General features: G+C 72.1%; 25 protein-coding genes. 4 read left to right on the top strand and 21 right to left on the bottom strand.

Features of this window, described 5'->3' with window-relative positions; all coding sequences use genetic code 11:
* Positions 1-842: 842 nt before the first annotated feature.
* Positions 843-1,724, bottom strand: a complete 882-nt coding sequence (locus IF89_RS0128155) for a polysaccharide deacetylase family protein (RefSeq protein ID WP_234327891.1) — start codon at positions 1,722-1,724, stop codon at positions 843-845.
* Positions 1,721-2,677 carry a polysaccharide deacetylase family protein gene (locus IF89_RS0128150; RefSeq protein ID WP_043194483.1) on the bottom strand — a complete coding sequence of 319 codons (957 nt, stop codon included), beginning with the start codon at positions 2,675-2,677 and terminating at the stop codon, positions 1,721-1,723. The genes IF89_RS0128155 and IF89_RS0128150 overlap by 4 nt, the downstream gene beginning before the upstream one ends.
* Positions 2,678-2,784: 107 nt before the next feature.
* On the opposite strand from IF89_RS0128150, the gene IF89_RS0128145 reads away from it, so the two are divergent.
* Positions 2,785-3,975 (top strand): THUMP-like domain-containing protein, encoded by a 1,191-nt coding sequence (locus IF89_RS0128145; protein WP_030773907.1) that lies wholly within the window; start codon positions 2,785-2,787, stop codon positions 3,973-3,975.
* An 18-nt stretch (positions 3,976-3,993) separates the two neighbouring features.
* Here the strand turns inward: IF89_RS0128145 and IF89_RS0128140 are convergent, their stop codons facing one another.
* From IF89_RS0128140 to tsaB, 4 genes are read right to left on the bottom strand one after another with little or no spacing between them, the layout of a single operon-like run.
* Positions 3,994-4,266 (bottom strand): hypothetical protein, encoded by a 273-nt coding sequence (locus IF89_RS0128140; protein WP_199820574.1) that lies wholly within the window; start codon positions 4,264-4,266, stop codon positions 3,994-3,996.
* Positions 4,263-5,423: a tRNA (adenosine(37)-N6)-threonylcarbamoyltransferase complex transferase subunit TsaD gene (gene tsaD, locus IF89_RS0128135; RefSeq protein WP_030773901.1), complete on the bottom strand. Its 1,161-nt coding sequence runs from the start codon at positions 5,421-5,423 to the stop codon at positions 4,263-4,265. Before tsaD ends, IF89_RS0128140 begins: the two co-directional genes overlap by 4 nt.
* Positions 5,416-5,895: a ribosomal protein S18-alanine N-acetyltransferase gene (gene rimI, locus IF89_RS0128130; RefSeq protein WP_030773899.1), complete on the bottom strand. Its 480-nt coding sequence runs from the start codon at positions 5,893-5,895 to the stop codon at positions 5,416-5,418. The genes tsaD and rimI overlap by 8 nt, the downstream gene beginning before the upstream one ends.
* 26 nt (positions 5,896-5,921) lie before the next feature.
* A complete protein-coding gene (tsaB, locus tag IF89_RS0128125; protein WP_030773896.1) occupies positions 5,922-6,584 on the bottom strand; it encodes a tRNA (adenosine(37)-N6)-threonylcarbamoyltransferase complex dimerization subunit type 1 TsaB in 663 nt (220 codons plus the stop codon).
* A gap of 201 nt (positions 6,585-6,785) precedes the next feature.
* Here tsaB and IF89_RS0128120 point away from each other — a divergent pair, with 201 nt between their 5' ends.
* On the top strand, positions 6,786-7,346 hold the full coding sequence (locus IF89_RS0128120) for a hypothetical protein (protein ID WP_078628567.1): 561 nt from the start codon (positions 6,786-6,788) through the stop codon (positions 7,344-7,346).
* A 110-nt stretch (positions 7,347-7,456) separates the two neighbouring features.
* Here the strand turns inward: IF89_RS0128120 and IF89_RS41540 are convergent, their stop codons facing one another.
* The 9 genes from IF89_RS41540 to IF89_RS0128075 all read right to left on the bottom strand — a co-directional run bounded on the left by IF89_RS41540 (position 7,457) and on the right by IF89_RS0128075 (position 16,406).
* Positions 7,457-7,663, bottom strand: coding sequence for a hypothetical protein (locus tag IF89_RS41540; RefSeq protein WP_030773891.1), 207 nt, complete (start codon positions 7,661-7,663; stop codon positions 7,457-7,459).
* Positions 7,664-7,779: 116 nt separating this feature from the next.
* Positions 7,780-8,346 (bottom strand): tRNA (adenosine(37)-N6)-threonylcarbamoyltransferase complex ATPase subunit type 1 TsaE, encoded by a 567-nt coding sequence (tsaE, locus tag IF89_RS0128110; RefSeq protein WP_199820573.1) that lies wholly within the window; start codon positions 8,344-8,346, stop codon positions 7,780-7,782.
* Positions 8,297-9,556, bottom strand: a complete 1,260-nt coding sequence (locus tag IF89_RS0128105; RefSeq protein WP_078628566.1) for an alpha/beta fold hydrolase — start codon at positions 9,554-9,556, stop codon at positions 8,297-8,299. Before IF89_RS0128105 ends, tsaE begins: the two co-directional genes overlap by 50 nt.
* On the bottom strand, positions 9,501-10,637 hold the full coding sequence (gene alr / locus IF89_RS0128100) for an alanine racemase (RefSeq protein WP_030773885.1): 1,137 nt from the start codon (positions 10,635-10,637) through the stop codon (positions 9,501-9,503). Before alr ends, IF89_RS0128105 begins: the two co-directional genes overlap by 56 nt.
* Positions 10,638-10,983: 346 nt before the next feature.
* Entirely contained in the window at positions 10,984-12,390 is a 1,407-nt protein-coding gene (locus IF89_RS0128095) for an NAD(P)H-hydrate dehydratase (RefSeq protein ID WP_030773882.1), read from the bottom strand.
* 4 nt (positions 12,391-12,394) lie between these two features.
* Entirely contained in the window at positions 12,395-12,763 is a 369-nt protein-coding gene (locus tag IF89_RS0128090; RefSeq protein WP_030773879.1) for a holo-ACP synthase, read from the bottom strand.
* A gap of 21 nt (positions 12,764-12,784) precedes the next feature.
* Positions 12,785-14,632 (bottom strand): glutamine--fructose-6-phosphate transaminase (isomerizing), encoded by a 1,848-nt coding sequence (gene glmS, locus IF89_RS0128085; protein ID WP_030773876.1) that lies wholly within the window; start codon positions 14,630-14,632, stop codon positions 12,785-12,787.
* 108 nt (positions 14,633-14,740) lie between these two features.
* Positions 14,741-15,484 (bottom strand): hypothetical protein, encoded by a 744-nt coding sequence (locus tag IF89_RS0128080; RefSeq protein WP_043194481.1) that lies wholly within the window; start codon positions 15,482-15,484, stop codon positions 14,741-14,743.
* Between the two features lie 187 nt (positions 15,485-15,671).
* On the bottom strand, positions 15,672-16,406 hold the full coding sequence (locus IF89_RS0128075) for a sensor domain-containing protein (RefSeq protein WP_051807719.1): 735 nt from the start codon (positions 16,404-16,406) through the stop codon (positions 15,672-15,674).
* 221 nt (positions 16,407-16,627) lie between these two features.
* On the opposite strand from IF89_RS0128075, the gene coaA reads away from it, so the two are divergent.
* Together coaA and IF89_RS0128065 are read left to right on the top strand one after the other, a co-directional pair.
* Positions 16,628-17,677 (top strand): type I pantothenate kinase, encoded by a 1,050-nt coding sequence (gene coaA / locus IF89_RS0128070; protein WP_030773867.1) that lies wholly within the window; start codon positions 16,628-16,630, stop codon positions 17,675-17,677.
* Positions 17,678-17,693: 16 nt separating this feature from the next.
* Positions 17,694-18,668, top strand: a complete 975-nt coding sequence (locus IF89_RS0128065; RefSeq protein ID WP_030773864.1) for a DUF389 domain-containing protein — start codon at positions 17,694-17,696, stop codon at positions 18,666-18,668.
* Here IF89_RS0128065 and glmM read toward each other — a convergent pair.
* From glmM to truA, 6 genes are all read right to left on the bottom strand, one after another.
* Positions 18,665-20,023: a phosphoglucosamine mutase gene (gene glmM / locus IF89_RS0128060; RefSeq protein ID WP_030773861.1), complete on the bottom strand. Its 1,359-nt coding sequence runs from the start codon at positions 20,021-20,023 to the stop codon at positions 18,665-18,667. The two genes, IF89_RS0128065 and glmM, sit on opposite strands and share 4 nt — an antisense overlap.
* Positions 20,024-20,158: 135 nt before the next feature.
* Positions 20,159-20,674, bottom strand: coding sequence for a 30S ribosomal protein S9 (rpsI, locus tag IF89_RS0128055; protein WP_030773858.1), 516 nt, complete (start codon positions 20,672-20,674; stop codon positions 20,159-20,161).
* Positions 20,675-20,716: 42 nt separating this feature from the next.
* The gene (gene rplM, locus IF89_RS0128050; protein WP_030773854.1) at positions 20,717-21,160 is read right to left on the bottom strand and encodes a 50S ribosomal protein L13; all 444 of its coding nucleotides are present in this window, start codon (positions 21,158-21,160) and stop codon (positions 20,717-20,719) included.
* 240 nt (positions 21,161-21,400) lie between these two features.
* Positions 21,401-22,684: a glycosyltransferase family 87 protein gene (locus tag IF89_RS0128045; RefSeq protein ID WP_234327890.1), complete on the bottom strand. Its 1,284-nt coding sequence runs from the start codon at positions 22,682-22,684 to the stop codon at positions 21,401-21,403.
* An 18-nt stretch (positions 22,685-22,702) separates the two neighbouring features.
* The gene (locus IF89_RS0128040) at positions 22,703-24,331 is read right to left on the bottom strand and encodes an ABC-F family ATP-binding cassette domain-containing protein (protein WP_078628565.1); all 1,629 of its coding nucleotides are present in this window, start codon (positions 24,329-24,331) and stop codon (positions 22,703-22,705) included.
* A gap of 43 nt (positions 24,332-24,374) precedes the next feature.
* Positions 24,375-25,226, bottom strand: a complete 852-nt coding sequence (truA, locus tag IF89_RS0128035; RefSeq protein WP_030773843.1) for a tRNA pseudouridine(38-40) synthase TruA — start codon at positions 25,224-25,226, stop codon at positions 24,375-24,377.
* Between the last annotated feature and the right edge of the window lie 92 nt (positions 25,227-25,318).

Below are 25,318 nucleotides of genomic sequence, written 5' to 3'. Positions count from 1 at the left end.
AGCGCTCCTCGATCACGCGTCCACAAGTTGTTCGGGGCGGGGCATAGGCCGCCCAGTGTGTTGGGCGCTCCTCTCTCACGCGGCAGCAGTCCGTCCGAGACTGGGCAAGGGGCGCAGAAACCTTCCTTCCCTCCTCCTCCTTGGACCTCCTTGGCGTCCCGGCCTTGTTCGCGGCCGGGAGGGGTGAAACGGGGAAGGGGGAGGCGGTCCATCGGCCCAGCCGATGTCAGCCCGTAAGAAGTTCACCGCACCACTCCATCCGACGGCACAAACAGAAGCAATTCGGGCATCTTGACGGCGCTTTGAAGCGCTCCTTCGCCCAGACCTGGGTTGGCATCGCTCCGGCCGTCATCAGAGGCTCCCGCGCCCCTCCCAAGGGTCAGGCGCTGGTCCAGCAGTGTCGGCGGAAGGTTTCTGCGCCCCCAGCTCCAGCCCGGACGGACTGCGGCCGCGTGATCGAGGAGCATCCAGCCCCGTGGGCGGCCTATGCCCAACCCAGGAGACTCGCGGCCGCCGTCCGACAGGAGCGCGTGGCGATCGACGGCGGCCTATGCCCAACCCAAGAGACTCGCGGACGCCGTCCGACAGGAGCGCGTAGCGATCGACGGCGGCCTATGCCCAGCCCACGGTCAAGGGTGGAGCGAAGCTCCATCGCGAAGCGACGCGACCGAAGGGAGCGCCCTTGACGGACCGGCCCGGCACGGAAGGACGATGGGACTGACGGGAACCCCCCAGACCCTCCCCCACACCGCTTCATCGAAGCCCGCCACCGAAACCCCCGCCGACCCTTCGACCGCTCGCGCCGTCTCCCCCCGACCCCGAAACCCCGCCTCCCCCCGCCCCTACAAGTAGTCCTCCAGGCGCCCTATGCGGTAGCCCTGTTCCTGGATGCGTTGGAGCATGCGGGTCGTCATCTGGACCTCCGTCGCGCCCTTGAGTTCGGACGGGCCGCGGAAGTGGGCCAGGATGATGTCGCCGGGCTGGAGGGCGGAGCCCTGGGCGTACTGGAAGTTGTTGATCTGCATCGACACCCGCCACAGGACGATCGACGAGACACCGCACTCCGAGGCCGCCCGGAGGGTGTCGTCGTTGTAGTTGCCGAAGGGCGGGCGGAAGAGCGGCGGCCGCTGGCCGAAGCGCTGTTGCAGCCGGTCCTGCTGGCCGCATATCTCCTTCTTCTGCGCCTCGAAGGAGAGCGTCCGCAGGTTCGGGTGGGTCAGCGTGTGGTTGTTCACGGTGCTCGCGGAGCCGTTGTCCCGGAGCTTCTCGAAGTGCCCGTAGTCCGACGAGGCCACACTGTCCGTGAGGAACATGCTGATCGGCAGCTTGAGGTCGGCTGCCATCTTCAGGAACTCGGGATCCTTCTCGGCACCGTCGTCGAAGGTCAGGAAGACCACTTTCTCCCCGGCCGGCAGGGGTATTCGGTCTATCACCGGGACTTTGCCCGGGGCCGCCTTCGGGATCTGCGGCTTCTGGGCGGGCTTCGGCGCGTACTGGAGGGGGGCCGTCAGGCCCCACTTCCTGTACGCCTCGCCGGATGCGCCGCCCGGTGCGGGCGCGGGCGGCGACGCAGGAGCCGACGCCGACGGTGTCTGCGACGGATCCTGCGTCGGCCTGCGGCCCAGTCGTTCGGTGGGGTCCGCGCTCTTCCCGCACCCCGTCAGGGAGAGCGCGAGCGCGCCGGCCGCCAGCGTTCCGGCTACCAACCGGCGCGTGTACCTCACAAGTAGTCCTCCAGGCGGGCCACGGCGTATCCCTTGTCCGTGACGGTCTTCATGACATGACGGATCATGTCAGGCATGGTGCCCTTCCAGTCCTCCTTGCCCCGGAAGTGCGTGAGGATGATGTCACCGGGGTGCAGGTCTCGGTCCCACTCGCGGTAGTCCATGCGGTTGGTGAACGCCTCGGCGTTCCACAGCGGGACGGCCTTGATGCCGCAGGACTTCGCCGCTTTCAGGGTGTCGTCGTTGTAGTTGCCGTACGGCGGCCGGAAGAGGGTCGGGCGCTTGCCGAACTTCTTCTGCATGGTGTTCTGCTGGCCGCAGATCTCCTCGCGCTGCTGCTCGTACGACAGCCCGGGCATGTAGCGGTGGTTGAGGGTGTGGTTGTTCAGGGTGACGCCCGCGGCCTGCATCTGCTTGAAGTAGGCGTAGTTGTCCTTCACCAGGTAGTCGCTGAGGAAGGCCGTGTACGGGATCTTCAGCTCCTGCATCATCTTCAGGAACTCGGGGTCCTTCTCCGAGCCGTCGTCGATGGTCAGGAAGACGACCTTGTCCTCGGTCGGAACGGTCGTGAAGACCGGCGGGAGTTCGTCCTCCTCGTGGTTCCACACCTCGAAGCCGTCGCGCGTGGCGATCTCGGGCTTCTCCTTGGGAGCCGGCGGGGCGGCGAGCGGCACCTTGCGCAGCCCCCACTTCTTCGCCGCGGCGATGCGCGCCTGCTGCAGCGCCTTGGCCTTCTCGGCGGCGCTGAGCGCGCCGCCGGCGCCCGCCTCGGAGCCCTTGGCGGCCTTCGTCTTCTCGGCCTTGTCCGGCGCGCCGGACTCCCCGGAGCCGCAGGCCGTGCCGAGGGCGGCTACCAGCAGGGCAGCCAAGGCCACCCCGAACCGGCCGCGCGGACCCGCCGCGTACCGGTGACCCAGTTGCGTCTTATCTTCCCTTTGTCCGACTAGCTGCATAGCTGCGCATCCTGGCAGCCGACACGCGGGCTGCCGTGACGACACCGCGTACCGGGGTGCGACGTTCCTCCGACCGGCCCACACACCCCGTCGCCGACAATGGACCCGTGACCCCCGAAGACTTCGCCGCCCTCCTCACCCCCGAGGGCCGCGCCCTCCTGGACTCGCTCCGCGCCTACGACCCCGCGCAGGAGCTGGCCGTGGCCACCCGGCTGCGCCGCGAGCACCCGGCCGGGCTGGTCTCGGCGGCTCTCGGGCAGGCCCGGCTGCGGCAGCGCGCGGTGGCGAAGTTCGGGGCCGAGGACGCCTTCCGGATGTACTTCACCCCGGGCGGCGGTGAGATGGCCACGCGCGCGTGCGTGGCCGCGTACCGGGCGGAGCGCCTCGCGGCCCTCGGCGTGCGCAGCCTCGCCGACCTGTGCTGCGGCATCGGCGGCGACGCCCTCGCCCTGGCCAGGGTGGGCATCCGGGTGCTCGCGGTGGACCGCGACCCGCTGACCGCCGCCGTCGCGCGCGCGAACGCCGAGGCGCTGGGACTGGCGGACCTGATCGAGGTCCGGGAGGCCGACGTGACGGAGGTGGACACCTCCGGCCACGACGCGGTCTTCATCGACCCGGCCCGGCGCGGGGGCCGCGGCCGGATCTTCGACCCGGAGTCCTACTCGCCACCGCTGTCGTGGGCCGTGGAGACGGCCCGTGCGGCGCGGTACGCCGCCATCAAGATCGCTCCGGGGATCCCGCACGAGGCGGTGCCGGCGCAGGCCGAGGCGGAGTGGATCTCCGACCAGGGTGACGTCAAGGAGGCCGTGCTCTGGTTCGGCACCGCCCCCGGCACCGTGCGCGCCACGCTGCTCCCGGGGCCGCGCACGCTGCACACCGCCGATCCGCTGCCCGACCCGGAGGCCGGGCCGGTGGGCCGCTGGCTCTACGAGCCCGACGGCGCGGTGATCCGCGCCCATCTGGTCGCGGAGGTCGCCGAGCAGCTGGACGGCCGGCTCATCGACCCGACCATCGCCTACATCACCGCGGACGAGCTGCGCGCGACGCCGTACGCGACCGCGTACGAGATCACCGACGTGCTGCCCTTCGGCCTGAAGAAGCTGAAGGCGCTGCTGCGCGAGCGCGAGGTCGGCATCCTGACGGTCAAGAAGCGGGGGTCGGCCATCGAGCCGGAGGAGCTGCGCAAGAAGGTCAAGCCGCAGGGCCCGAACGCGGCGACGGTCTTCCTGACCCGGGTGGCCGGCGCCCCCTCGATGCTGATCGGGGCTCCGGCGCCGGCCACCCGGCCGGGCGCGTAGCGCCCCCCGGCCGGGCGCTCAGCCCCCGTCGACGTCCACCGATTCGAAGCGCCAGCGGTGCACCGCACGCGTGATCAGGTCGGGGGCGGGCTCGGGCAGTTCCGGCAGGTCCGCCGCGAGGCCCTCGGCGGTTTCCCACCAGGTGATGACGAGGACCCGGTCCTGCGCAGCCCGGAACACCTCCCGCCGCACCGGTTCCCGGGCCAGGATCTGGGCGCGGGCCCACTCCAGCAGTTCGTTGCCCCGGCCGTCGGCGGCCCGGGCCTCCCACATCAGCGCGACGGTGCTCACGAGTAGAGGTTGTCCTTGCTCAGCTCGTGCACGTGGTCGTGGTCGTGACCATGACCGTGCCCATGGCCGCCGTGGTCGTGGCCCGGGTCGTGGCCCTGGTCGTGGGCGTGCGACGTCCCCGGCACGTGCGGGTCCGTGACGGGCAGCGAGGAGTCCGCCGACAGGTCCCAGTCCGAGGCGGGCCGGTTCCGCCTGACCATCTCCGCGCCCAGCGCGGCCACCATCGCGCCGTTGTCCGTGCACAGCTTCGGCCGCGGCACGCGCAGGATGATCCCGGCGGCGTCGCAGCGCTCCTGCGCGAGCGAACGGAGCCGGGAGTTCGCGGCGACACCGCCGCCGATCATCAGGTGGTCGACGCCCTCGTCCTTGCACGCCCGGATCGCCTTGCGCGTCAGCACGTCCACGACGGCCTCCTGGAAGGACGCGGCCACGTCGCGCACCGGCACCTCCTCGCCCGCGTTCCGCTTCGCCTCGATCCAGCGGGCGACGGCCGTCTTCAGACCGGAGAAGGAGAAGTCGTAGGCGGGGTCGCGCGAGCCCGTCAGGCCGCGCGGGAAGTTGATCGCCTTCGGGTCGCCCTCCTTCGCGAGCCGGTCGATGACCGGACCGCCGGGGAAGCCGAGCTGGAGCACGCGCGCGATCTTGTCGAAGGCCTCGCCCGCGGCGTCGTCGATGGTCGCGCCCAGCGGCCGTACGTCGGAGGTGATGTCGGGGGCCAGCAGCAGCGAGGAGTGCCCGCCGGACACCAGCAGCGCCATGGTCGGCTCCGGCAGCGGGCCGTGCTCCAGCTGGTCCACGCAGATGTGCGAGGCCAGGTGGTTGACGCCGTACAGCGGCTTGCCGAGGGCGTAGGCGTAGGCCTTGGCGGCCGAGGTGCCCACGAGGAGCGCGCCGGCGAGACCGGGACCGGCCGTGACCGCGATGCCGTCGAGGTCCCGGGCGCTGACGCCGGCCTCCTTCAGGGCGCGCTCGATGGTGGGGACCATCGCCTCCAGGTGCGCCCGCGAGGCCACCTCGGGCACCACGCCGCCGAAGCGGGCGTGTTCGTCGACGCTCGACGCGATCGCGTCGGCGAGCAGGGTGGTTCCGCGGACGACGCCGACGCCGGTCTCGTCGCAGGACGTCTCGATGCCGAGGACGAGCGGTTCGTCAGCCATTGCTCTCACTGCTCTCAGTTCGTGCTTGTGCGGGGTCGGTCAGTCGCATGACGAGCGCGTCGACGTTGCCCGGCTGGTAGTAGCCCCGCCGGAAGCCGATGGGCTCGAAACCGAAGCGCTCGTAGAGCTTCTGGGCGCGGGTGTTGTCCACGCGCACCTCCAGCAGCACCTCGGCGCATTCGAACGCGGTGGCGGCGCGCAGGAGGTCGGTCAGGAGCCGGGCGCCGAGCCCGGTCCCCCACTGGTCGCGGGCGGCCGCGATGGTCTGCACGTCGGCCAGGTCGCCGGCGGCGGCCAGCCCGGCGTAGCCGACGAGGCGGCCGTCGGCCGTCTCGGCGACGACGTAGCGGCGGGTGGCCCGCGGTCCGCGCGCGTGGGCCAGTTCGGACCAGAACATCCCGGCGGACCAGGCGTCCTCGGGGAACAGGTCGTGCTCGAGTTCCAGCACCGGTGGGATGTCCCACCAGCGCATCTCGCGCAGAACCGTCTCGGCCGTGGTCACTGCGGGGTGACCACCTTGTAGTTCTTGGGCACCTGCGCGTCGGGGCGGCGCAGGTAGAGCGGGGTCGGCGGGAGGAACTCCGCGCCCGCCGCGAGGCGTTCCGCGGCGAGGGAGGCGAGCGCCGCGGCCGACTGGTGCTCGGGGCCGCGCGCGTCCGGGAACACCTCGGGGTAGAGCAGTGCGCCCTGGCCGACGGCGGGCCGTCCCGCGACCTGCTCGGCGATGTCCGCGGGGCGGTCCACGGCGGGCTCGCCGACACGCGTGCGCGGGTCCTCGTAGCGCGCCCAGTAGACCTCCTTGCGCCGTGCGTCGGTGGCGACGGTGAAGGGGCCCTCGATCCCGGCGGTGCCGGCCGCGTAGGCGAGTCCGTCGAGCGTGCACAGGCCGTGGACGGGGACGCCCAGGACGGCGGCGAAGGTGGTGGCGGTGACGAGGCCGACGCGCAGTCCGGTGTAGGGGCCGGGCCCGACGCCGACGACGATGCCGGTGAGCGCGTCGAGCTTCAGCCCGGCCTCGGCGAGGACCCGGTCCACGGAGGGGATGAGCAGCTCCCCGTGGCGGCGGGCGTCGACCTGGCCGGACTCGGCGACGACGGTTTCGCCGTCGTGCAGGGCGACGGTGACGGCGGGCGTGGCGGTATCTACTGCGAGCAAGAGCACGCGAACAGCCTACGACTCCTGCGGCGGCACCCCTTGCGCCCCGTCGCGGAGCGGGGCGGCTGCTACCTTTCGACCGAGGGTTCCCGGGATCTTTCGCGGATCACCGGGGATCGTCACAGGATCACCAGGGACGCGATGCGGGCCCCAGTTGATCGCACGGGATGTGACGGATCGCGTCGGCGCGCGGAGAGGTGGAGCAAGGTGGCACGCAGCAGCTCGGGAATCGTGGCCGGGCTCACCGCCGCGGCGATCGCCGCCGTCGGCTTCCTCGGCTACCAGGCCTCCGCGACGGCGCCGGCGCATCCCCCGCAGGCGGCCGCGCAGGAGCCGGCACCCGCCGCGAGCCCGGCGGCCGCGGGCAAGCAGGATCCGGCGAAGCCGGTGCCGCTGCCGGAAGGTTCCGGCAGCGGGGTGCGCGTCGTGTACTCGGTGGGCCAGAAGCGGGTGTGGCTGGTCGCGGACGGCGGACAGCCGCCGAAGTCGTTCACGGTGATGCCGAGCACGGTGCACCCGAAGCCGGGCACCTACATCGTCGGGTCGCGGTCGGGCGCCGTCACGGGTTCGGACGGGGTGCCGATCGAGCACGTCGTCCGGTTCGCCACCGCCGAGGGCGTGGCGGTCGGGTTCAGCGCCCGGGTGGACGGCGCCACCCCCGAGCCGGACCCGAACAAGAAGACCGGCGGCATCCGCATGACGCGCGCCGACGGGGACGCGATGTGGGCCTTCGCGACGATCAACTCGAAGGTCGTCGTCATTCCCTGACGGGACGGCCGGCCCTCGACCACCCGGCACCCTTCACCCGTACGGGTGAGTCGCAGCGGCCCGTGGGCGACCGATGCGGCCCGCGGGCCCCTTCGGGCCCGCACGCCTCCTCAGGCCGCTTCGGATTCCGGAGCGGCCTGCTCCCGCACGCCGCCATCGGGCGCCTCCTCGCGCCGTGCGCGCGCCTCGCGCCCAGCGCCCTCCTCGCGCGAGGGCGGCGTCGAGACGGCGCTGGCGGCCGCCCCGGCGGCCAGCAGCGCGTGCATGGAGACGGCGGACGGGCGGGGGTGGCGCTGTGCTCCTGCTGGTGCCGACATGGCTGCCTCCTGGACCCCGGGACGCCGAACTTAGGCATGCCTAAGAAACTCTCGGTACCATGTCATCACGAGCGCCGCCGCCAGCGCAATATCTTGCCGACGGGTTGTCGGCACGTTTACTCCGAGAGCGCTCCGGCCAGGGCCTCCAGCCCCGCTCCGGCCTCCCAGCGCGCCCCGACCCCGCGCACCGAGACCTCGCGCACGTCGTCCAGGACCTCCTCGTGGCCGACGGCCCGCGCGATGACCACGTGCAGCCGGTCGTCGGAGAGTTCCTCGACCTTGCCGTCGCCCCACTCGACGACGACCACGGACTCGGGCAGCGAGACGTCGAGGTCCAGGTCCTCCATCTCCTCCAGCCCGCCGCCCAGCCGGTACGCGTCCACGTGCACCAGCGCCGGCCCTCCGGTCAGGGACGGGTGCACCCGGGCGATCACGAAGGTCGGCGAGGTCACGGCCCCTCGCACGCCCAGGCCCTCGCCCAGCCCGCGCGTCAGCGTGGTCTTGCCGGCGCCCAGCTCACCGGTCAGCAGGACGAGGTCGCCGGGGCGCAGCAGGCCGGCGATCCGGCGGCCCAGCTCCTGCATCGCGTGGGGGGAGTCGACGGTGATCCGGGCCTGGGCGCCGTGCCCGGCGTCAGCTGCCGGTGCCTGGCTGCGCTGTGCTTCCAGCGGTACTTCTTCCATGCAGGCCAACGTTAGTCGCTACCGGGACCGGGACCGCGCCGGTGCGTGCCAGCAGCTCGGTGAGCAGCCGGTTCACGGTCTCCGGCCGCTCCAGCATCATCAGGTGCCCGGTGGACTCCAGGACGACGAGTTCGGCGGCGGGCAGCACGTCCTTGATGGCCGCACTGTGCCCCGGCGGGGTGATCATGTCCTTGTCCCCGGCGACGACGGTGACGGGGATGCCCGCGAACTGCTGGAGAGCGGCCGTCTTGTCGTGGATCTGGAAAGCCGGGTAGAACTCCGCGACCACGTCGATGGGGGTGCCCTCGATGAGCCGCTCGGCGAAGCGCGCGACACCCGGGTCCACGTCGCGGGAGCCGAACGAGTACATCTTGATCATTCCGGCGAACAGGTCGGCGGTGGCCCGGCGGCCCTTCTCGACCAGTTCCACCTGTGAGCCCAGGGCCTTCAGTACACCCGGCAGGATCCTGCGCACCGCGCCCATGCCGACGGCGGGAAGCCCGTACGTCACCTCGGCGAGGCGGCCGCTGGAGGTGCCGATCAGGGCCACGCCGACGACGCGGTCGCGCACGAGGTCGGGGTACTGCTCGGCGAATCCCATGATGGTCATTCCGCCCATCGAGTGGCCCACCAGCACCAGCGGACCCTCCGGGGCGGCGGCGTCGATGACGGCCTTCAGGTCCCGGCCGAGCTGCTCCATGGTCAGCGGTTCACCGTCGGCCTGGGCCATGCCGCGCCCGCTGCGCCCGTGGCTGCGCTGGTCCCAGTAGACCGCGCGGACCACGCCGCGCAGGGCCGCGCGCTGGAAGTGCCAGGAGTCCTGGGCGAGGCAGTAGCCGTGGCAGAAGACGACGGTGGCCGGGGGGTCGGTCCTGCGGCGCAGCCGCCGGCGTCCGCCGTCCTCGGGGAGTTCGTCGACCTCGTAGTGGAGCTCGGTGGCGTCCTCGGCGCGGCAGGTCCCCTCGGTGCCGCGCAGGGAGCCGTAGTCCCCGGCGGCGTCGAGGGCCAGGCGGGCCCTGCGGCGCATGCCGCGTCCGACGGTGATCCGCTCGACCGCGACACCGGCCGCCGCGCCCGCGGCTATCACGCCGATGGCGGCGCCGGCCCAGCCGGCCCTGCGCCAGTTCTCGCTCACGCCGCCGCCCCCTCTCCGTTCAGCCGCCCAGGTACACCCGGGGCACGCGTCCACCGATACGGGTGACGATCTCATACGCGATCGTGTGCGCGGCCTGTGCCCAGTCCTCGGCGGACGGTTCGCCGCGTTCCGGGTCGCCGAAGAGGACGGCCTGGTCACCGGCCCGGGCCCGGTCCGCACCCAGGTCGACCACGAACTGGTCCATGGCGACGCGGCCGGCGACGCGGCGGACCTTGCCGCCGACGAGCACCGGTCCGGTACCCGACGCGTGGCGCGGAATGCCGTCGGCGTAACCGGCGGGGACCAGTGCGAGGGACGTCTCCTCGTCGGTGACGTAGTGGTGGCCGTAGCTGACGCCGTGTCCGGCGGGAACCGTCTTGACCAGGGCGAGGGAGGCCTTGAGGGTCATCGCCGGCCGCAGGCCGAGCTGGGCCGGGGTGCCGAGCTCGGGCGCGGGCGAGACGCCGTACACGGCGAGGCCGCAGCGCACCAGGTCGAAGTGCGACTCGGGGAGGGTGAGGGTGGCCGGCGAGTTCGCGATGTGCCGGACCTCGGGGTCGATCCCCTCCTTCTCCGCGTGGGCGAGCATCTCACGGAAGGCTTCGAGCTGGAGCGTGATCGAGGGGTGGCCGGGCTCGTCGGCGCAGGCGAAGTGCGACCAGAGGCCGGTGACCTTGACGGTGCCCTCGGCCTGGGCGGCGACGGCCGCGCCGACCAGGGCCTCCCAGTCGGCCGGCTGGCAGCCGTTGCGGCCGAGGCCGGTGTCGGCCTTCAGCTGGATGCGGGCGGTGCGGCCGGCCGCGCGGGCGGCCTCGCGGACCTCGTCGAGGGCCCACATTCCGCTGACGGAGACGTCCAGGTCGGCTTCGACGGCCTCCCGCCAGGGCCCGCCCGGGGTCCACAGCCAGCACATGACGGGGCCTTCGAGTCCGGCGGCGCGCAGCGCGAGGGCCTCCTCGGGGGTGGCGGTCCCGAGCCAGGTCGCGCCGGCCTGCCGGGCGGCCCGGGCGCACTCCACTGCCCCGTGTCCGTAGGCGTTCGCCTTGACGACGGCCATCAGCGCGGAGCGGGGCGCCCGGTCGCGCAGGGCGCGCACGTTCTCCCGTACGGCGTCAAGATCGATCTCTGCGTACACGCGCGTCGGTGTCTCGTTCATCGCGGACAGTCTCTCAGAATCCCTGTCGGGTCCTGGTGCGGGCGGCCGAAGAGTCTCGCGGGGCCGGGCGTGCGGGGCGGGCCGGGTGCGGTTCGCCGCTGCGCGGAGCCTTCTCCCCGCCCCGCCCTTTCCCCGTTTCCCGGGCTCCGCCCGCACCCGCGCCTCAAACGCCGGCGAGGCTGCACCAGCGGCCCCGCCGGGCACCGATCAGCCCCGCCGGCGTTTGGGCGCGGGGTGCGGGGTGGAGCCCCGGGAACCCGGCCCCGCCCAACAGATCCGGCCCGCCCAGCCCACACCAGCCCCCGCCTGCGTTTGAGGCGCGGGGTGCGGGGTGGAGCCCCGGGGGTCAGGGGTGGGTGGTGTCCTGCCAGGCTGCGGGGAGGGCTTCGGCCACCTCGTGCGCCAGCAGCGGGCGGCTGCCCGAGCGGCGGGCCGCCAGGCCGTGGAGGTACGCGCCCACCGAGCCGGCGTCCGAGCCGGACAGCCCGGCCGCCAGGAGGGAGCCGGCCAGTCCGGACAGCACGTCCCCGCTGCCGGCGGTGGCCAGCCACGGCGTGCCCGTCGGGTTGACCCGGACCGGCCCGCCGCCGGGTGAGGCGACCAGCGTCGTGGACCCCTTCAGCAGCACCGTCGCCCCGTACCGCTCCGCCAGCCGCCGTACGGCCCCCAGCCGGCCCGCCTCCACCGACTCCCGGGAGACTCCCAGGAGCGCCGCCGCCTCCCCCGCGTGCGGGGTCAGCAGGGTCGGGGCGGTGCGCGCGCGCAGCACCGCGGGGTCCAGGCCGCGCAAACCGTCCGCGTCGACGAGTACCGCCGCGTCACCCGTCAGGAGGTCGGCGACCTCACCGGCGCGCCCCTCCCCCAGCCCCGGGCCGATCACCCATGCCTGGACCCGCCCGGGCCCGATCAGCGTCTCGGGGTAGCGGGCGAGGACGGCGTCCGCCGCCGGGCCGACGTAGCGCACCGCGCCCGCGCCGCCGCGCAGGGCCCCGGCCACCGCCAGCACCGCCGCTCCCGGGTACTGCACCGATCCGGCGACGATGCCGACGACACCGCGCCGGTACTTGTCGCTGGACGCCGCCGGCTCCGGCAGCAGGCGTGCCGCGTCCGCGTGCTGGAGGGCCTCCAGCTCCGGCTCCGGCAGCTCCAGCCCGATGTCGACGAGGTGCAGCGCGCCCGCCCGGGTGGCGCCGGGGTCGATGAGCAGGCCCGGCTTGTACGCCCCGAAGGTCACCGTGACGTCTGCCGTGACGGCGGGGCCCGCCACCTCGCCGGTGTCGGCGTCCACTCCGCTGGGCAGGTCCACGGCGACCACCGGTGCCCCGGCCGGGATCCGTTCGGCCAGTGCGGCGCCGGCCGGCCGCAGACCGCCCCGCCCGCCGATCCCGAGCAGGCCGTCCACCACCAGGTCCGCCCGGTGCGGCAGGTGGCGTTCCACCCGCCCGCCGGCGGCCCGCAGCGCGGCCAGGCCGCCCGCGTGCATCCGTTCGGGGTCCATCGGCACGGCCGTCACCCCGGCCCCGCGCCGCGCCAGGCGCGCACCGGCGTACAGGGCGTCGCCGCCGTTGTCTCCGGGGCCGACGAGCAGCACGACGCGCGCCCCGTAGACGCGGCCGCGCCGCCGTGTCAGCAGTCCCGCGCACACGGCGGCCAGTCCGGCCGCCGCGCGCAGCATCAGGGCGCCTTCCGGCAGCCGGGCCATCAGCTCCCGCTCGGCGGCCCGTACGGTCTCCACGCTGTAAGCAGTACGCATGGGATCAACCCTCGGCGATCACCACGGCGGAGGCCACACCGGCGTCGTGGCTGAGCGAGATGTGCCAGGACTTCACGCCCAGCGCCAGCGCCCGTGCCCGGACGGTCCCCGACACCCGCAGCCGCGGCTGTCCGCTGTCCTCCACGTAGACCTCGGCGTCGGTCCACAGCAGTCCGGCCGGTGCGCCGAGCGCCTTGGCCAGCGCCTCCTTGGCGGCGAAGCGGGCAGCGAGCGAAGCGGTCCCGCGCCGCTCGCCGCTCGGCAGCGTCAACTCGGCCTCGACGAACAGCCGTCCGGCGAGGCCGGGTGTGCGCTCCAGCGCCGCGCCGAACCGTTCGATCTCCGCCACATCGATCCCGACGCCGACAATCACAAGGACTACCCCACTACCCGACTACTCCACGGTCACGGACTTAGCGAGGTTACGCGGCTGGTCCACCTCGTTGCCGCGGGCGGTGGCCAGTTCGCAGGCGAACACCTGCAGTGGCACCGTCGCCACCAGCGGCTGCAGCAGCGTGGGCGTCGCCGGGATGCGGATCAGGTGGTCCGCGTACGGGACGACGGCTTCGTCGCCCTCCTCGGCGATCACGATGGTCCGTGCCCCGCGGGCCCGGATCTCCTGGATGTTCGACACGATCTTGTCGTGGAGGACGGAGCGGCCGCGCGGGGAGGGGACGACCACCACCACCGGCAGGTCCTTCTCGATGAGGGCGATCGGTCCGTGCTTGAGTTCGCCCGCCGCGAAGCCCTCGGCGTGCATGTACGCCAGCTCCTTGAGCTTGAGCGCGCCCTCCAGCGCCACCGGGTAGCCCACGTGCCGTCCGAGGAAGAGCACGGTGTCCTTGTCGGCGAGGGAGCGCGCGAGCCGGCGTACCGGCTCCATGGTCTCCAGGACGGTGTCCACGGCCGCGGCGATGTCCGACAGTTCGCGGACGACGGCCTCGATCTCGTCGCCCCACTTGGTGCCGCGGACCTGCCCGAGGTAGAGGGCGACCAGGTAGCAGGCCACCAGCTGCGTCAGGAACGCCTTGGTGGAGGCGACGGCGACCTCCGGGCCGGCGTGCGTGTAGAGCACGGCGTCCGACTCGCGGGGGATCGTCGATCCGTTGGTGTTGCAGATGGCCAGTACCTTGGCACCCTGCTCGCGTGCGTGGCGCAGCGCCATCAGGGTGTCCATGGTCTCGCCGGACTGGGAGATGGCGACCACGAGCGTCCGCTGGTCGAGGATCGGGTCGCGGTAGCGGAACTCGCTCGCCAGCTCCGTCTCGCACGGGATGCGGGTCCAGTGTTCGATGGCCAGCTTCGCGATCATGCCGGCGTGGTAGGCGGTGCCGCACGCCACGATGACGACCTTGTCGACCTCCCTGAGCACCGAGGCGGGGATGCGGACCTCGTCCAGGCTCAGCGAGCCGCCGGCGTCGATCCGGCCCAGGAGGGTGTCGGCGACGGCCTTCGGCTGCTCGGCGATCTCCTTGAGCATGAAGTAGTCGTATCCGCCCTTCTCGGCGGCGGAGGCGTCCCAGTCGACGTGGTAGGCGCGCACCTCGGCGACCGAGCCGTCGAAGTGGGTCACCGTGACGCCTTCGCGGCGGAGTTCGACGACCTGGTCCTGGCCCAGCTCGATCGCGGACCGCGTGTGGGCGATGAACGCGGCCACGTCGGAGGCGAGGAAGTTCTCGCCCTCGCCGACGCCGACCACCAGGGGGGAGTTGCGGCGGGCGCCGACCACCACGTCCGGTTCGTCGGCGTGCACGGCCACCAGGGTGAACGCGCCGTCGAGGCGGCGGCACACGTGCCGCATGGCCTCGGCGAGGTCGCCGGTGGCGGAGAAGTGCTCGGCGAGCAGGTGTGCGACGACCTCGGTGTCGGTCTCGGAGTCCAGCCGGTGTCCGCGCTCGGCGAGTTCGGCCCGCAGCGCGGCGAAGTTCTCGATGATGCCGTTGTGGACGACGGCGACCCGCCCCGCATTGTCGAGGTGGGGGTGGGCGTTGGCGTCGGTGGGTCCGCCGTGGGTCGCCCACCGGGTGTGCCCGAGTCCCGTGGAACCGGCCGGCAGCGGGTGCGCGACCAGTTCCTTCTCCAGATTGACGAGCTTGCCGGCCTTCTTGGCGGCGGCCAGGCCGCCGTCGGCGAGTACGGCGACGCCGGCCGAGTCGTAGCCGCGGTACTCCAGTCGCTTGAGTCCGGCGATGACCACATCGAGCGCAGACTGCGCTCCCACGTAACCCACAATTCCGCACATAGGGCGCAGCGTACGCCCCGTCCGGCCGTCTGCCCCGTAGCCGAACAAGACGAAAACCCCGCTCCGGCGGGTGGCCGGAGCGGGGTTGACGGTGTGTCGGGCGGCGCCTCAGCCGAGCTTCTTCACCTGGGCGTCGATGACGTCCTTCGGCAGCGCCGGCTTGCCGCCGACGTTCTGCACGGAGAACGTGGCGAGGGTGTTGCCCTTGCGGACCACGATCAGCTGGGCGGCCATGGGGGCCTCCGCGTCGCCGAAGTCCGCGAGGAACGAGGCTGCCTCGTCGCCGGCCGCGACGGCCTCGCCCGGCGTGACCTTGTTGACCTTCACGGTCTCGCCGTCCTGCGTCATCGTGTAGCCGCCGGCGCAGGCGGTGCCCGCGGTCTTGAAGGCGGCGAAAGCCTCCGCGGCGCCCTTGCCGTCGTAGGACGTCAGGGTCACGGAGGTGCCCGTGGCACCGGTGAGCATCTCCAGGCCGGCCTTGAGCTTGTCCGCCTCCGAGGCGCTGGGGTCGGCGGCCTTGCCGGACGTTCCCCCGACCTGGGTGCGGGCCACACCGGTGGAGGTGCCCTGGGGGGCCATCGAGGCGGCCTGGACGACCGGCTTGCACTCGGCCTTGTCGGTCGTGGCCGTGAGGGCCGCGAGCTGGGCCGCGGTGGGCGCCTTGACGACGGAGTCCTTGGGCGCCTCGGCCTGGGTCAGCAGGAGCGCGGCCAGCTCGGCGTCGGTCTTGCCCTTGGCGGCCGGGGCGGCCGACGTCGCGGCGGCATCGGACGGCTTGGCGTCGGCCTTGTCGGCCTTGTCGGAGCCGCAGGCGGTGGCCAGCACGGCCAGCGACAGCGCGGACGCGGTCATGACAGAACGACGGACGAAAGCGTTACGCACGAGAAGACTCCCCCACAAACAACGAAAACGGCGCGCAGGAGCGGCACCCGTCGCCCGGGCGCGGCTCTGAACTGCTGTAGGAGCAATCTACTGGTCCGATGATCAGCGGCCCGCGCATTTCGCGGGCCGCCCCACATCGTGACCTGCATGAGACCTGTCAGCCGAGCTTCTTCAGCTGGGCGTCGACGAAGGGCTGCGCGGTGGCGGGCTTGGCGTCGAACCGGACCGCGTGGACGACGACGAGGTTGTTGCCCTTGCGGAAGGCGACCATCTGGCTGCGCAGCACTTCGCCCTCGTCCTCGGAGGTGATCGCCCAGGCCGCGGCCTCGTCGCCGGCGGTCACGGCCGACGGCGTGACCGACTTGACCGTGGTCTTCTCCCCCTTCGCCGTGGTCACGAACCCGCCCCCGCAGGCCTGGCCGGCAGCCTTCAGCGAGGCGAGCGCCTCCTCGGCACCCTTGCCGTCGTAGGAGGCGAGCTGCACGGACGTCGCGGCGATACTCATCGGATCGGCCGGGTCGGACGGCTTGCCGATGCCGATGCGCTCCGTCGTGGTGACCGCCTTGCCCGTCGGGGCCAGGCCGCCCGCCTGGGCGAGCGGCATGCACTGCGGCTTGTCGGTGGTGACCTCGGCGGCCGTGGCCACGTCGTCCGCCCCGGCCTTCCTGATCTTGACGTCGCGGACGTCCCCGTCGGCCAGTGTGAGCTTCTCCAGCTCGGCGGCGGCGAGGGCCTTGACCTCGGGCGTGGGCGAGGGGGACGGTGCGGCCGCGGACGGCTTCGCGTCCTGCTGCGCCGCGCCGCCGCCCGAGGGGCCGCAGGCTGCGGCCAGCAGGGCCAGGGACGCACAGGAAGCCGCCAGGAGGGCGCGGCGGGCGGAGGCGGTGGGCAAGGAGGGCTCCCGGAAAGCGGCGGAACGATCAACTGGAATGACGCGCTCCGCACTCTACGTTTCACCCGCCCGCCCGCCACCGGCGTGCCTGACCTGCGGGCGGATCGTGATCCGAGCGAAACCGCGATCGCCCCGAATCGAGACGGGAGGGCCGGTCCCGGCCTCCACCACGTGACCGACCCCACCACCCACGACGGCCCCCGAGCCCCGACAATGGCGGTGTGATCACTTCGCCGCCACGAAGCAACACGCCCGAGGGTGCAACGGAGCACGCCGGCCGGGAGGGGCAGCACCCGCGCCCCGCGCACCGCCGGGGCCCGGAGGTCTCCCCGTACGTCGACCTCACGCGGGCCGAGTGGAGCGCCCTGCGCGAGCGGACGCCGCTGCCGCTCACCGCCGAGGAGGTGGAGCGCCTGCGCGGTCTGGGCGACGTCATCGACCTCGACGAGGTCCGCGACGTCTACCTGCCGCTGTCGCGCCTGCTGAACCTCTACGTCGGTGCCACCAGCAACCTGCGCGGCACCCTCAACACCTTCCTCGGCGATGCCGGCAACGGCCACGGCGCCCAGGCCGGCACCCCGTTCGTCATAGGCGTCGCCGGTTCGGTCGCCGTCGGCAAGTCCACCGTGGCGCGCCTGCTCCAGGCCCTCCTCGCCCGCTGGCCCGAGCACCCGCGGGTGGAGTTGGTCACCACCGACGGCTTCCTGTACCCGATGAAGGAGCTGCAGCGGCGCGGGCTCACCTCCCGCAAGGGCTTCCCCGAGTCCTACGACCGCCGCGCGCTGACCCGTTTCGTCGCCGACATCAAGGCCGGCAAGGACGAGGTGCGGGCCCCGGTCTACTCGCACCTGATCTACGACATCGTGCCGGGCGAGGAACTCGTCGTACGCCGCCCGGACATCCTCATCGTCGAGGGCCTCAACGTGCTCCAGCCGGCGCTGCCGGGCACCGACGGGCGCACCCGCGTCGCCCTCGCCGACTACTTCGACTTCAGCGTGTACGTGGACGCCCGCGCCGAGGACATCGAGCGCTGGTACCTCAACCGCTTCCGCAAGCTGCGCGGGACCGCCTTCCAGAACCCCTTCTCGTACTTCCGCAAGTACACGCAGGTCTCCGAGGAGGAGGCCATGGAGTACGCGCGGACGATGTGGCGGACGATCAACAGGCCCAACCTCCTGGAGAACGTGGCGCCCACCCGCGGCCGCGCCACCCTCGTGGTGCGCAAGGGCCCGGACCACAAGGTGCAGAAGCTCAGCCTGCGCAAGCTGTAGTGGCTAGGGTGCGGGGATGCTGCATCTACGGATGATCACCCCGCACCACCTGACCGAGCAGGTGGTGGAGCTGATCGACCGGACCGTCGGCACCGCGCACCTGGTCGTCCTCGCGGGCGCCGCCCGCGACCCCGCGGGCGATCTCGTGCTGTGCGACGTGGCCCGCGAGTCGGCCGACGAGCTGCTCCAGGAGGTGCGCGCGCTCGGCATCGACCGGACCGGTTCGATCGCCGTGGAGAACATCGACCTGTCGATCTCCCGGCGCGCCGACGAGGCGGAGAAGGAGGCTCCGGGCGAGGCCGCCGACGCGGTGGTGTGGGAACAGCTGGCCGAGTCGACGCACGAGGAGTCCACCCTCACCATCACCTACGCCGCCTTCATGGTCATCGCGACGATGATCGCGGCCTGCGGTGTCGTGCTCGACAACGCCGTCCTCATCGTGGGCGCCATGGCCGTCGGCCCCGAGTTCGGTCCGCTCGCCGGTGTCTGCACCGGCCTCGTGCAGCGCAGGCCCCGGCTCGCCTGGCGTTCCCTCATCGCGCTGGTGGTCGGTTTCACCGCCGCGATCGTGACGACGACCGCGTTCAGCCTGGTGATGGACGCGCTCGGCCTGTTCCACGAGCACATGCTGGAGAACGACCGGCCGAACACCAGCTTCATCTGGCAGCCCGACCCGTTCTCCTTCGTCGTCGCGCTGCTCGCCGGCGTGGCCGGCATGCTGTCGCTGACATCGGCGAAGGCGGGCGCCCTGGTGGGCGTGGCGATCTCCGTCACCACCGTGCCGGCGGCCGCCAACGCCGCCGTCGCGCTGAGCTACGGCGACCTCGGCCAGATGTGGGGCTCGGGCATCCAGCTGGCACTCAACCTGGCCGGCATCATCCTCGCCGGGACCCTCACCCTCGTCTGCTGGAAACTGCTGTGGCGCACCCCGCAGAACCGGGTGATCCGGAAACCGGGTGCGCCACGCAGGCCTGGAGCGGGTGCCTTCTAGCCGAGCGCCGATTTCACGGCGTCCGCGAGCCGGCCCGCGACGGCGCGGGCCTGCTCGATGTCGGCGGCCTCGACCATCACCCGTACGAGCGGCTCCGTACCGGACGGACGCAGCAGCACCCGGCCGGTGGTGCCCAGCTCCCGCTCCGCGTCGGCCACCGCCGTCGCCAGCTCGGCGGACGTGCCGACACGGGACTTGTCCACGTCCGGGACGTTGATCAGGACCTGCGGCAGCCGCTGCATGACGCCCGCCAGCTCGGCCAGGGACCTGCCGGTGGCCGCGACCCGGGCCGCGAGCAGCAGGCCGGTGAGCGTGCCGTCGCCGGTGGTCGCGTGGTCGAGGATGATCACGTGGCCGGACTGCTCGCCGCCCAGCGCGTAGCCGTGCTCCTTCATCGACTCCAGCACGTACCGGTCGCCGACCGCGGTCTGCACGACCTGGATGCCCTCGGCCTCCATGGCCAGCTTGAAGCCCAGGTTGGACATGACGGTCCCGACCACGGTGTTCTCGCGCAGCTGGCCGGCCTCGCGCATGGCCAGGGCCAGCACCGCGAGGATCTGGTCGCCGTCGACCTCGGCGCCGCTGCCGTCCACCGCCAGGCAGCGGTCCGCGTCCCCGTCGTGCGCGACGCCGAGGTCGGCGCCGTGCTCGACCACGGCCGCCTTGAGCAGGTCGAGGTGGGTGGAGCCGCAGCCGGCGTTGATGTTCAGGCCGTCCGGCTCGGCGCCGATCGTGATGATCTCGGCGCCGGCCCGGGCGAACGCCTCGGGCGAGACGTAGGCGGCCGCGCCGTGCGCCTCGTCCAGGACAATCTTCAGGCCGTCGAGGCGGTTGGGGAGGACCCCGATGAGGTGGGAGACGTACTTCTCGAAGCCCTCGGTGTAGTCCGAGACCCGGCCGACGCCGGCGCCGGTGGGACGGTCCCAGGGGGCGCCGGTGCGGTGCTCCTCGTAGACGGACTCGATGCGGTCCTCCAGCTCGTCGGCGAGCTTGTGGCCGCCGCGGGCGAAGAACTTGATGCCGTTGTCGGGCATGGCGTTGTGGCTGGCGGAGAGCATCACGCCGAGGTCGGCACCCAGCGCACCGGTGAGATACGCCACCGCCGGGGTGGGCAGCACACCGACGCGCAGGACGTCCACGCCCGCGCTCGCGAGGCCGGCCACGACCGCGGCCTCGAGGAATTCACCGGAGGCCCGCGGGTCCCGGCCGACCACGGCGGTCGCCCGGTGGCCTTCGAAGGTGCCCGCCTCGGCGAGTACGTGGGCAGCCGCCACGGAGAGGCCGAGCGCGAGCTCCGCCGTCAGATCCGCGTTGGCGACGCCGCGTACACCGTCCGTCCCGAAGAGTCGTCCCACTGTTGTCCTCCCGAGTTTGCGCTTCGCGTATGACCGCTTGTGTCAGGTATGTGCCGCTTGTGGCGGTAAACGAACCGCCCCGGCAGCACAGAGAGTGCTGCCGGGGCGGTTTCGTTGCAGAACAGCAGGCGCAGATTAGCGCTTGCTGTACTGCGGAGCCTTACGGGCCTTCTTGAGACCGGCCTTCTTGCGCTCGACCGCACGGTCGTCGCGGGAGAGGAAGCCGGCCTTCTTCAGCGCCGGGCGGTTGTTGTCCACGTCCGCCTCGTTCAGCGCGCGGGCCACGCCGAGGCGCAGGGCGCCGGCCTGACCGGAGACGCCGCCACCCGAGATGCGGGCGATGACGTCGTAGCGGCCGTCGAGCTCCAGGAGCTTGAAGGGCTCGTTGACTTCCTGCTGGTGCACCTTGTTGGGGAAGTAGTCCTCAAGGGTGCGACCGTTGATCTTCCACTTGCCGGTGCCCGGAACGATCCGGACGCGGGCGATGGCGTTCTTGCGACGGCCCAGGCCGGCAGCCGGCTGGGGGTCGCCGAAGCGACCGGCAAGGGACTCGGAGGTGTAGTCGCCCTCGACGACGACCTCGGACTCGGTGGTGTACTCCTCGACGCCCTCGAACTCGTCGACGGGGGTCTCGGCGGTGGTCTCGGCCACGATGCTCCTCAGAATTCTCTGTGACTTAGGGGGTGGCCGGAACTACTGCGCGACCTGGGTGATCTCGAACGGCACCGGCTGCTGCGCAGCGTGGGGGTGCTGGTCGCCCGAGTAGACCTTCAGCTTCGAGAGCATCTGACGGCCCAGGGAGTTCTTGGGGAGCATGCCCTTGACAGCCTTCTCGACGGCCTTCTCCGGGTTGTTCGCCAGCAGGTCGTCGTAGCGCACGGAGCGCAGACCGCCCGGGAAGCCGGAGTGGCGGTAGGCCATCTTCTGGGAGGCCTTGTTGCCGGACAGGTGCACCTTGTCGGCGTTGATGATGATGACGAAGTCGCCCATGTCCATGTGGGGGGCGTAGGTCGGCTTGTGCTTGCCCTTGAGGAGGGTGGCGGCCTGGGTCGCCAGACGGCCGAGGACAACGTCCTGGGCGTCGATGACGAGCCACTGGCGCGAGATGTCGCCGGGCTTGGGGCTGAACGTACGCACGCGTATGCCTTCGCTTCTTCAGTGGTGGGTCGTCCCAAAGGGCGCTAGCCCCACGGGAAGGGTCCTGACAGGGTCACCACGGACGATCACGACAGCCCTCGCTCGCTCCGGGGACGCAACCCGTGTGAGCGGCCAACTGCTGGTCATCGGTCCGGTGGACCGGCGCAAGGCCCTTTCACGTGAGAATGAGAGCCAATACGCATAACAAACCAGCAGGATACCCAAGCAGACCCGTACGGGTCAAAACGCGGTCCGCGATGCCGATTCTGCTGGCGTCGCGGCGCACTCCGGTTCGGTCCTGGGTGGGGACCCCGCAGTTGTTACGGGCTCCAGAATAACCCGACCGGAGCGCAGCGCACGACGCGCCAGCAGGATCGCGAGCCCGCACAGGGTGGCGCAGTCCTTGAACGCACGCCGTTTGTGGGCCAGCTCCGACGGCCACGGGACCAGGGCCAGCTGCGGCGTCAGGGCCAGCCAGAACCAGGGCGAACGGGCCGTCGAGCCCCTCCGAACCACCGACGCCAGCAGCAGCGGCAGCACCACGAGGAGGTAGTGGTCGAAGGACGGCCGCGACACCAGGAATGCGGCGAGCATCACCATGCAGGCGGTCTCCACGAGCCGCAGCTCACCGCCGTCCCCGTCCCCCTCGGGACGCCGCCAGCGCACGCGGGCCGCCCACAGCCCCACCGCGGCCCCCGCGAAGGCCACCAGCACCGCGAGCGGCTGCGGCACCCCCAGCCGGGGCAGCACCGCGATCGGCGAGGCGTCCCAGGGCAGCGCGTACGCGTCCTGCCCCTGGAGCAGGAACGGCAGGGTCTTGGTGAAGAACAGCGACGGACTGGGCATCATCAGCGCCCCGGCCAGTGAGATCGCCAGCGGCACCAGCACCAGCGCGGCCAGTCCCCGCCACTGGCGGGCCAGCAGGAACAGCAGCCCGATCGGCACCAGCATGGGCTTGCACGCAATGGCCAGCCCCACCACCAGCCCCGCCCTCCCCCACGACCCCCGGTGCGCGAGCAGCAGCGCCACGGGCAGCGCGGCCGCCGAGATCGCCGTCCAGTTGCCGATCAGCACCAGGTTCACGTACGGCTTGTAGGCGAGGGCGAACACGGCGAGGACGCCGACCGCGAAGCGCGAGCGCAGCGGCACCGAGAACAGCCGCAGCGCCGCCAGCCAGCCGATGCCCAGCAGTCCCGACATCCCGACCGGGAGGATCCAGCGCAGCACCCCGCGCGGCACCAGCGCCTCCGGCACCGCCATGAGCACGGCGCTGGGCAGGTAGAGGAAGCGCTTGTCCTCGTACGGGGACCCGCCCTCCAGCAGGGTCTGCGCCGCTTTGACGACGAAGGCGTTGTCGGAGCCCCAGTTCGCCCGCAGGCTCGTGGAGACGCAGATCCCGAGGAGCACCGCGAGCGAGACCACCTGCAAGGACCGGGGGGCCGGCCTCAGCAGCCAGTCCACCGGCCGGTCCCAGGACCTCGGCGCCTCCCACCTCATGAGCCGGATGCCAGGCCTCAGGCCCACGACGCCCCTCCCTCTCCGCTAGCGCTTGCGTTCGACCCTGCGTTCGTCCCAGACGGGCTCCTGAGTCTCCCGCACAACACCGTCCGAACCGAAGACCAGGTAACGGTCAAATGTGCGCGCGAACCATCGGTCGTGCGTGACGCACAGCACGGTCCCCTCATAGGACTCCAGACCGTCCTGCAGGGCCTCCGCGGACTCCAGGTCGAGGTTGTCGGTGGGCTCGTCCAGCAGCAGCGCGGTGGTGCCCGCCAGCTCCAGCAGCAGGATCTGGAAACGCGCCTGCTGACCGCCCGAAAGCTTCTCGAACGGCTGCTCCGCCTGGCGCTCCAGCTCGTAGCGGCGCAAAGCCCCCATCGCCTGCCCCAGGGGCTTGGCCGCCTCCGTCCACAGGATCTCGACGAGGGTGCGGCCGAACAGCTCCGGATGGGCGTGGGTCTGTGCGAAGTGGCCCGGGACCACCCGTGCGCCCAGCTTCCAGTCGCCGGTGTGCTGGACGTCCTCGCCCGCCAGCAGCCGCAGGAAGTGCGACTTGCCGGAGCCGTTGGAACCGAGGACCGCGACCCGCTCCCCGTAGAAGATTTCCAGGGAGAAGGGCTTCATCAGCCCGGTGAGTTCCAGGTTCTCCACGGTCAGGGCGCGCACACCGGTACGACCGCCCTTGAGCCGCATTCTGATGTCCTGCTCCCGGGGCGGCTCCGGCGGCGGGCCGGCCTCCTCGAACTTCTGGAAGCGGGTCTGCATCGCCCGGTAGCGGGAGGCCATGTCCGGGCTGCTCGCGGCCTGGTTGCGCAGCCGCAGCACCAGGGCCTTCAGCCGGGCGTGCTCCTCGTCCCAGCGCCGCTTGAGCTCCTCGAAGCGGGCGAAGCGCTCCCTGCGGGCCTCGTGGTAGGTGCCGAAGCCCGCGCCGTGCACCCAGACGTCGGAGCCGGTCGGGCTCGCCTCCAGGCTGATGATCTTCTCGGCGGCCTGGGTCAGCAGCTCCCGGTCGTGGGAGACGAAGAGGACCGTCTTGCGGGTCGCCCGCAGCTGCTCCTCCAGCCAGCGCTTGCCCGGGACGTCGAGGTAGTTGTCCGGCTCGTCGAGCAGCAGCACCTCGTCCGGCCCGCGCAGCAGCGCCTCCAGCACCAGCCGTTTCTGCTCACCGCCGGAGAGCGAGCGCACCTCCCGGAACTGGGCGGAGTCGTACGGGATGCCGAGCGCGGCCATGGTGCAGACGTCCCACAGCGTCTCCGCCTCGTACCCCTGCACGTCGGCCCAGTCGCTGAGGGCCTGGGCGTAGGCCATCTGCGCGGCCTCGTCGTCGACCGTCATGATCAGGTGCTCGGCCCGGTCGACGGCCTTCGCCGCCTCGCGGATCCGCGGCTGGGCCACCGAGACCAGCAGGTCCCGTACGGTCGTCTCGTCCCGCACGGAACCCACGAACTGGGACATCACGCCGAGGCCGCCGCTGATGGTCACGCCGCCGCCGTGCGGCTGGAGCTCCCCGGAGATCAGCTTCAGCAGGGTGGTCTTCCCGGCGCCGTTCGCCCCGACCAGGGCGACCACCGCCCCCTCCCCCACACGGAAGGAGACGTCGGGGAGCAGTACCCGCCCGTCGGGAAGGTAGTACTCCAGATGGCTGGCTTCGAGGTGTCCCATGCCGGGCATTGTCCCGGTCGGCGCGCGATCCGCCCAAACCATTTGCCTCTGCTCAGCAGCAGCCGGCGCCCGGCAGGGTCCGCATGTTGCGCGCCTGCCTGCTGCGGGCGGCGAGCAGCTCGTCGGCCGGGTAGCCGACCTCCTCCAGGGTCAGCCCGTGCGGCTTGACCACGTGGACCGAGGAGTCCCGTACGCCGGCCGCGAGCACCTTGCCGGGCCAGTCGACGGGCCGGTGACCGTCGCCGACGTGCAGCAGGGCGCCCACGAGGGAGCGGACCATGTTGTGGCAGAAGGCGTCGGCGCGGACGGTCGCGGTGACGATGCCGTCCTCGGCGCGCTCCCAGCTGAGCTGCTGGAGCGTGCGGATGGTCGTGGCGCCCTCGCGCTTCTTGCAGTAGGCGGCGAAGTCGTGCTCGCCCAGCAGCGCGGTGGCCGCCTCGTTCATGGCGGCCACGTCGAGGGGCCACTGGTGCCAGAGCACGTGGCCCCGGCGCAGCGGGTCCACTCCGCCCTGGTGGTCGCCGACGCGGTAGGCGTAGCGGCGCCAGATGGCGGAGAAGCGCGCGTTGAAGCCCTCGGGGGCCTCGGCGACCCTCCACACCCGTACGTCGTGCGGCAGCCGGCCGGCGAGGCGGCGCAGCAGCTTGTCGTGGTGCTCGGCCCACACGTCCTCGGCGAGGTCGAACTGCGCGACCTGCCCGCGGGCGTGCACGCCCGCGTCGGTACGCCCGGCCACGGTCAGCTCGACCGGCTCCTTCAGCCGCATCACGGTCTGCAGGGCGCTCTCCAGCTCTCCCTGGACGGTCCGCAGCGTGCGCTGCTTCGCCCAGCCGGAGAAGTCCTTGCCGTCGTAGCTCAGGTCCAGCCGTACCCGGACGTGCCCGGGCTCCACCTCGTCACTCACGCGACCGATCCTCTCAGAATCACCCATATGCAGAACGGGCCCGCCCCGGAAGGGGGCGGGCCCGTTCAGAGCCGGTCAAGCAAGCTCGATCC

This window comes from Streptomyces sp. NRRL F-2664, assembly GCF_000719345.1.
Taxonomy (GTDB): domain Bacteria; phylum Actinomycetota; class Actinomycetes; order Streptomycetales; family Streptomycetaceae; genus Streptomyces.
The sequence above is the reverse complement of the archived record's forward strand: the minus strand, read 5'-3'. Positions and strand labels throughout refer to the sequence as shown.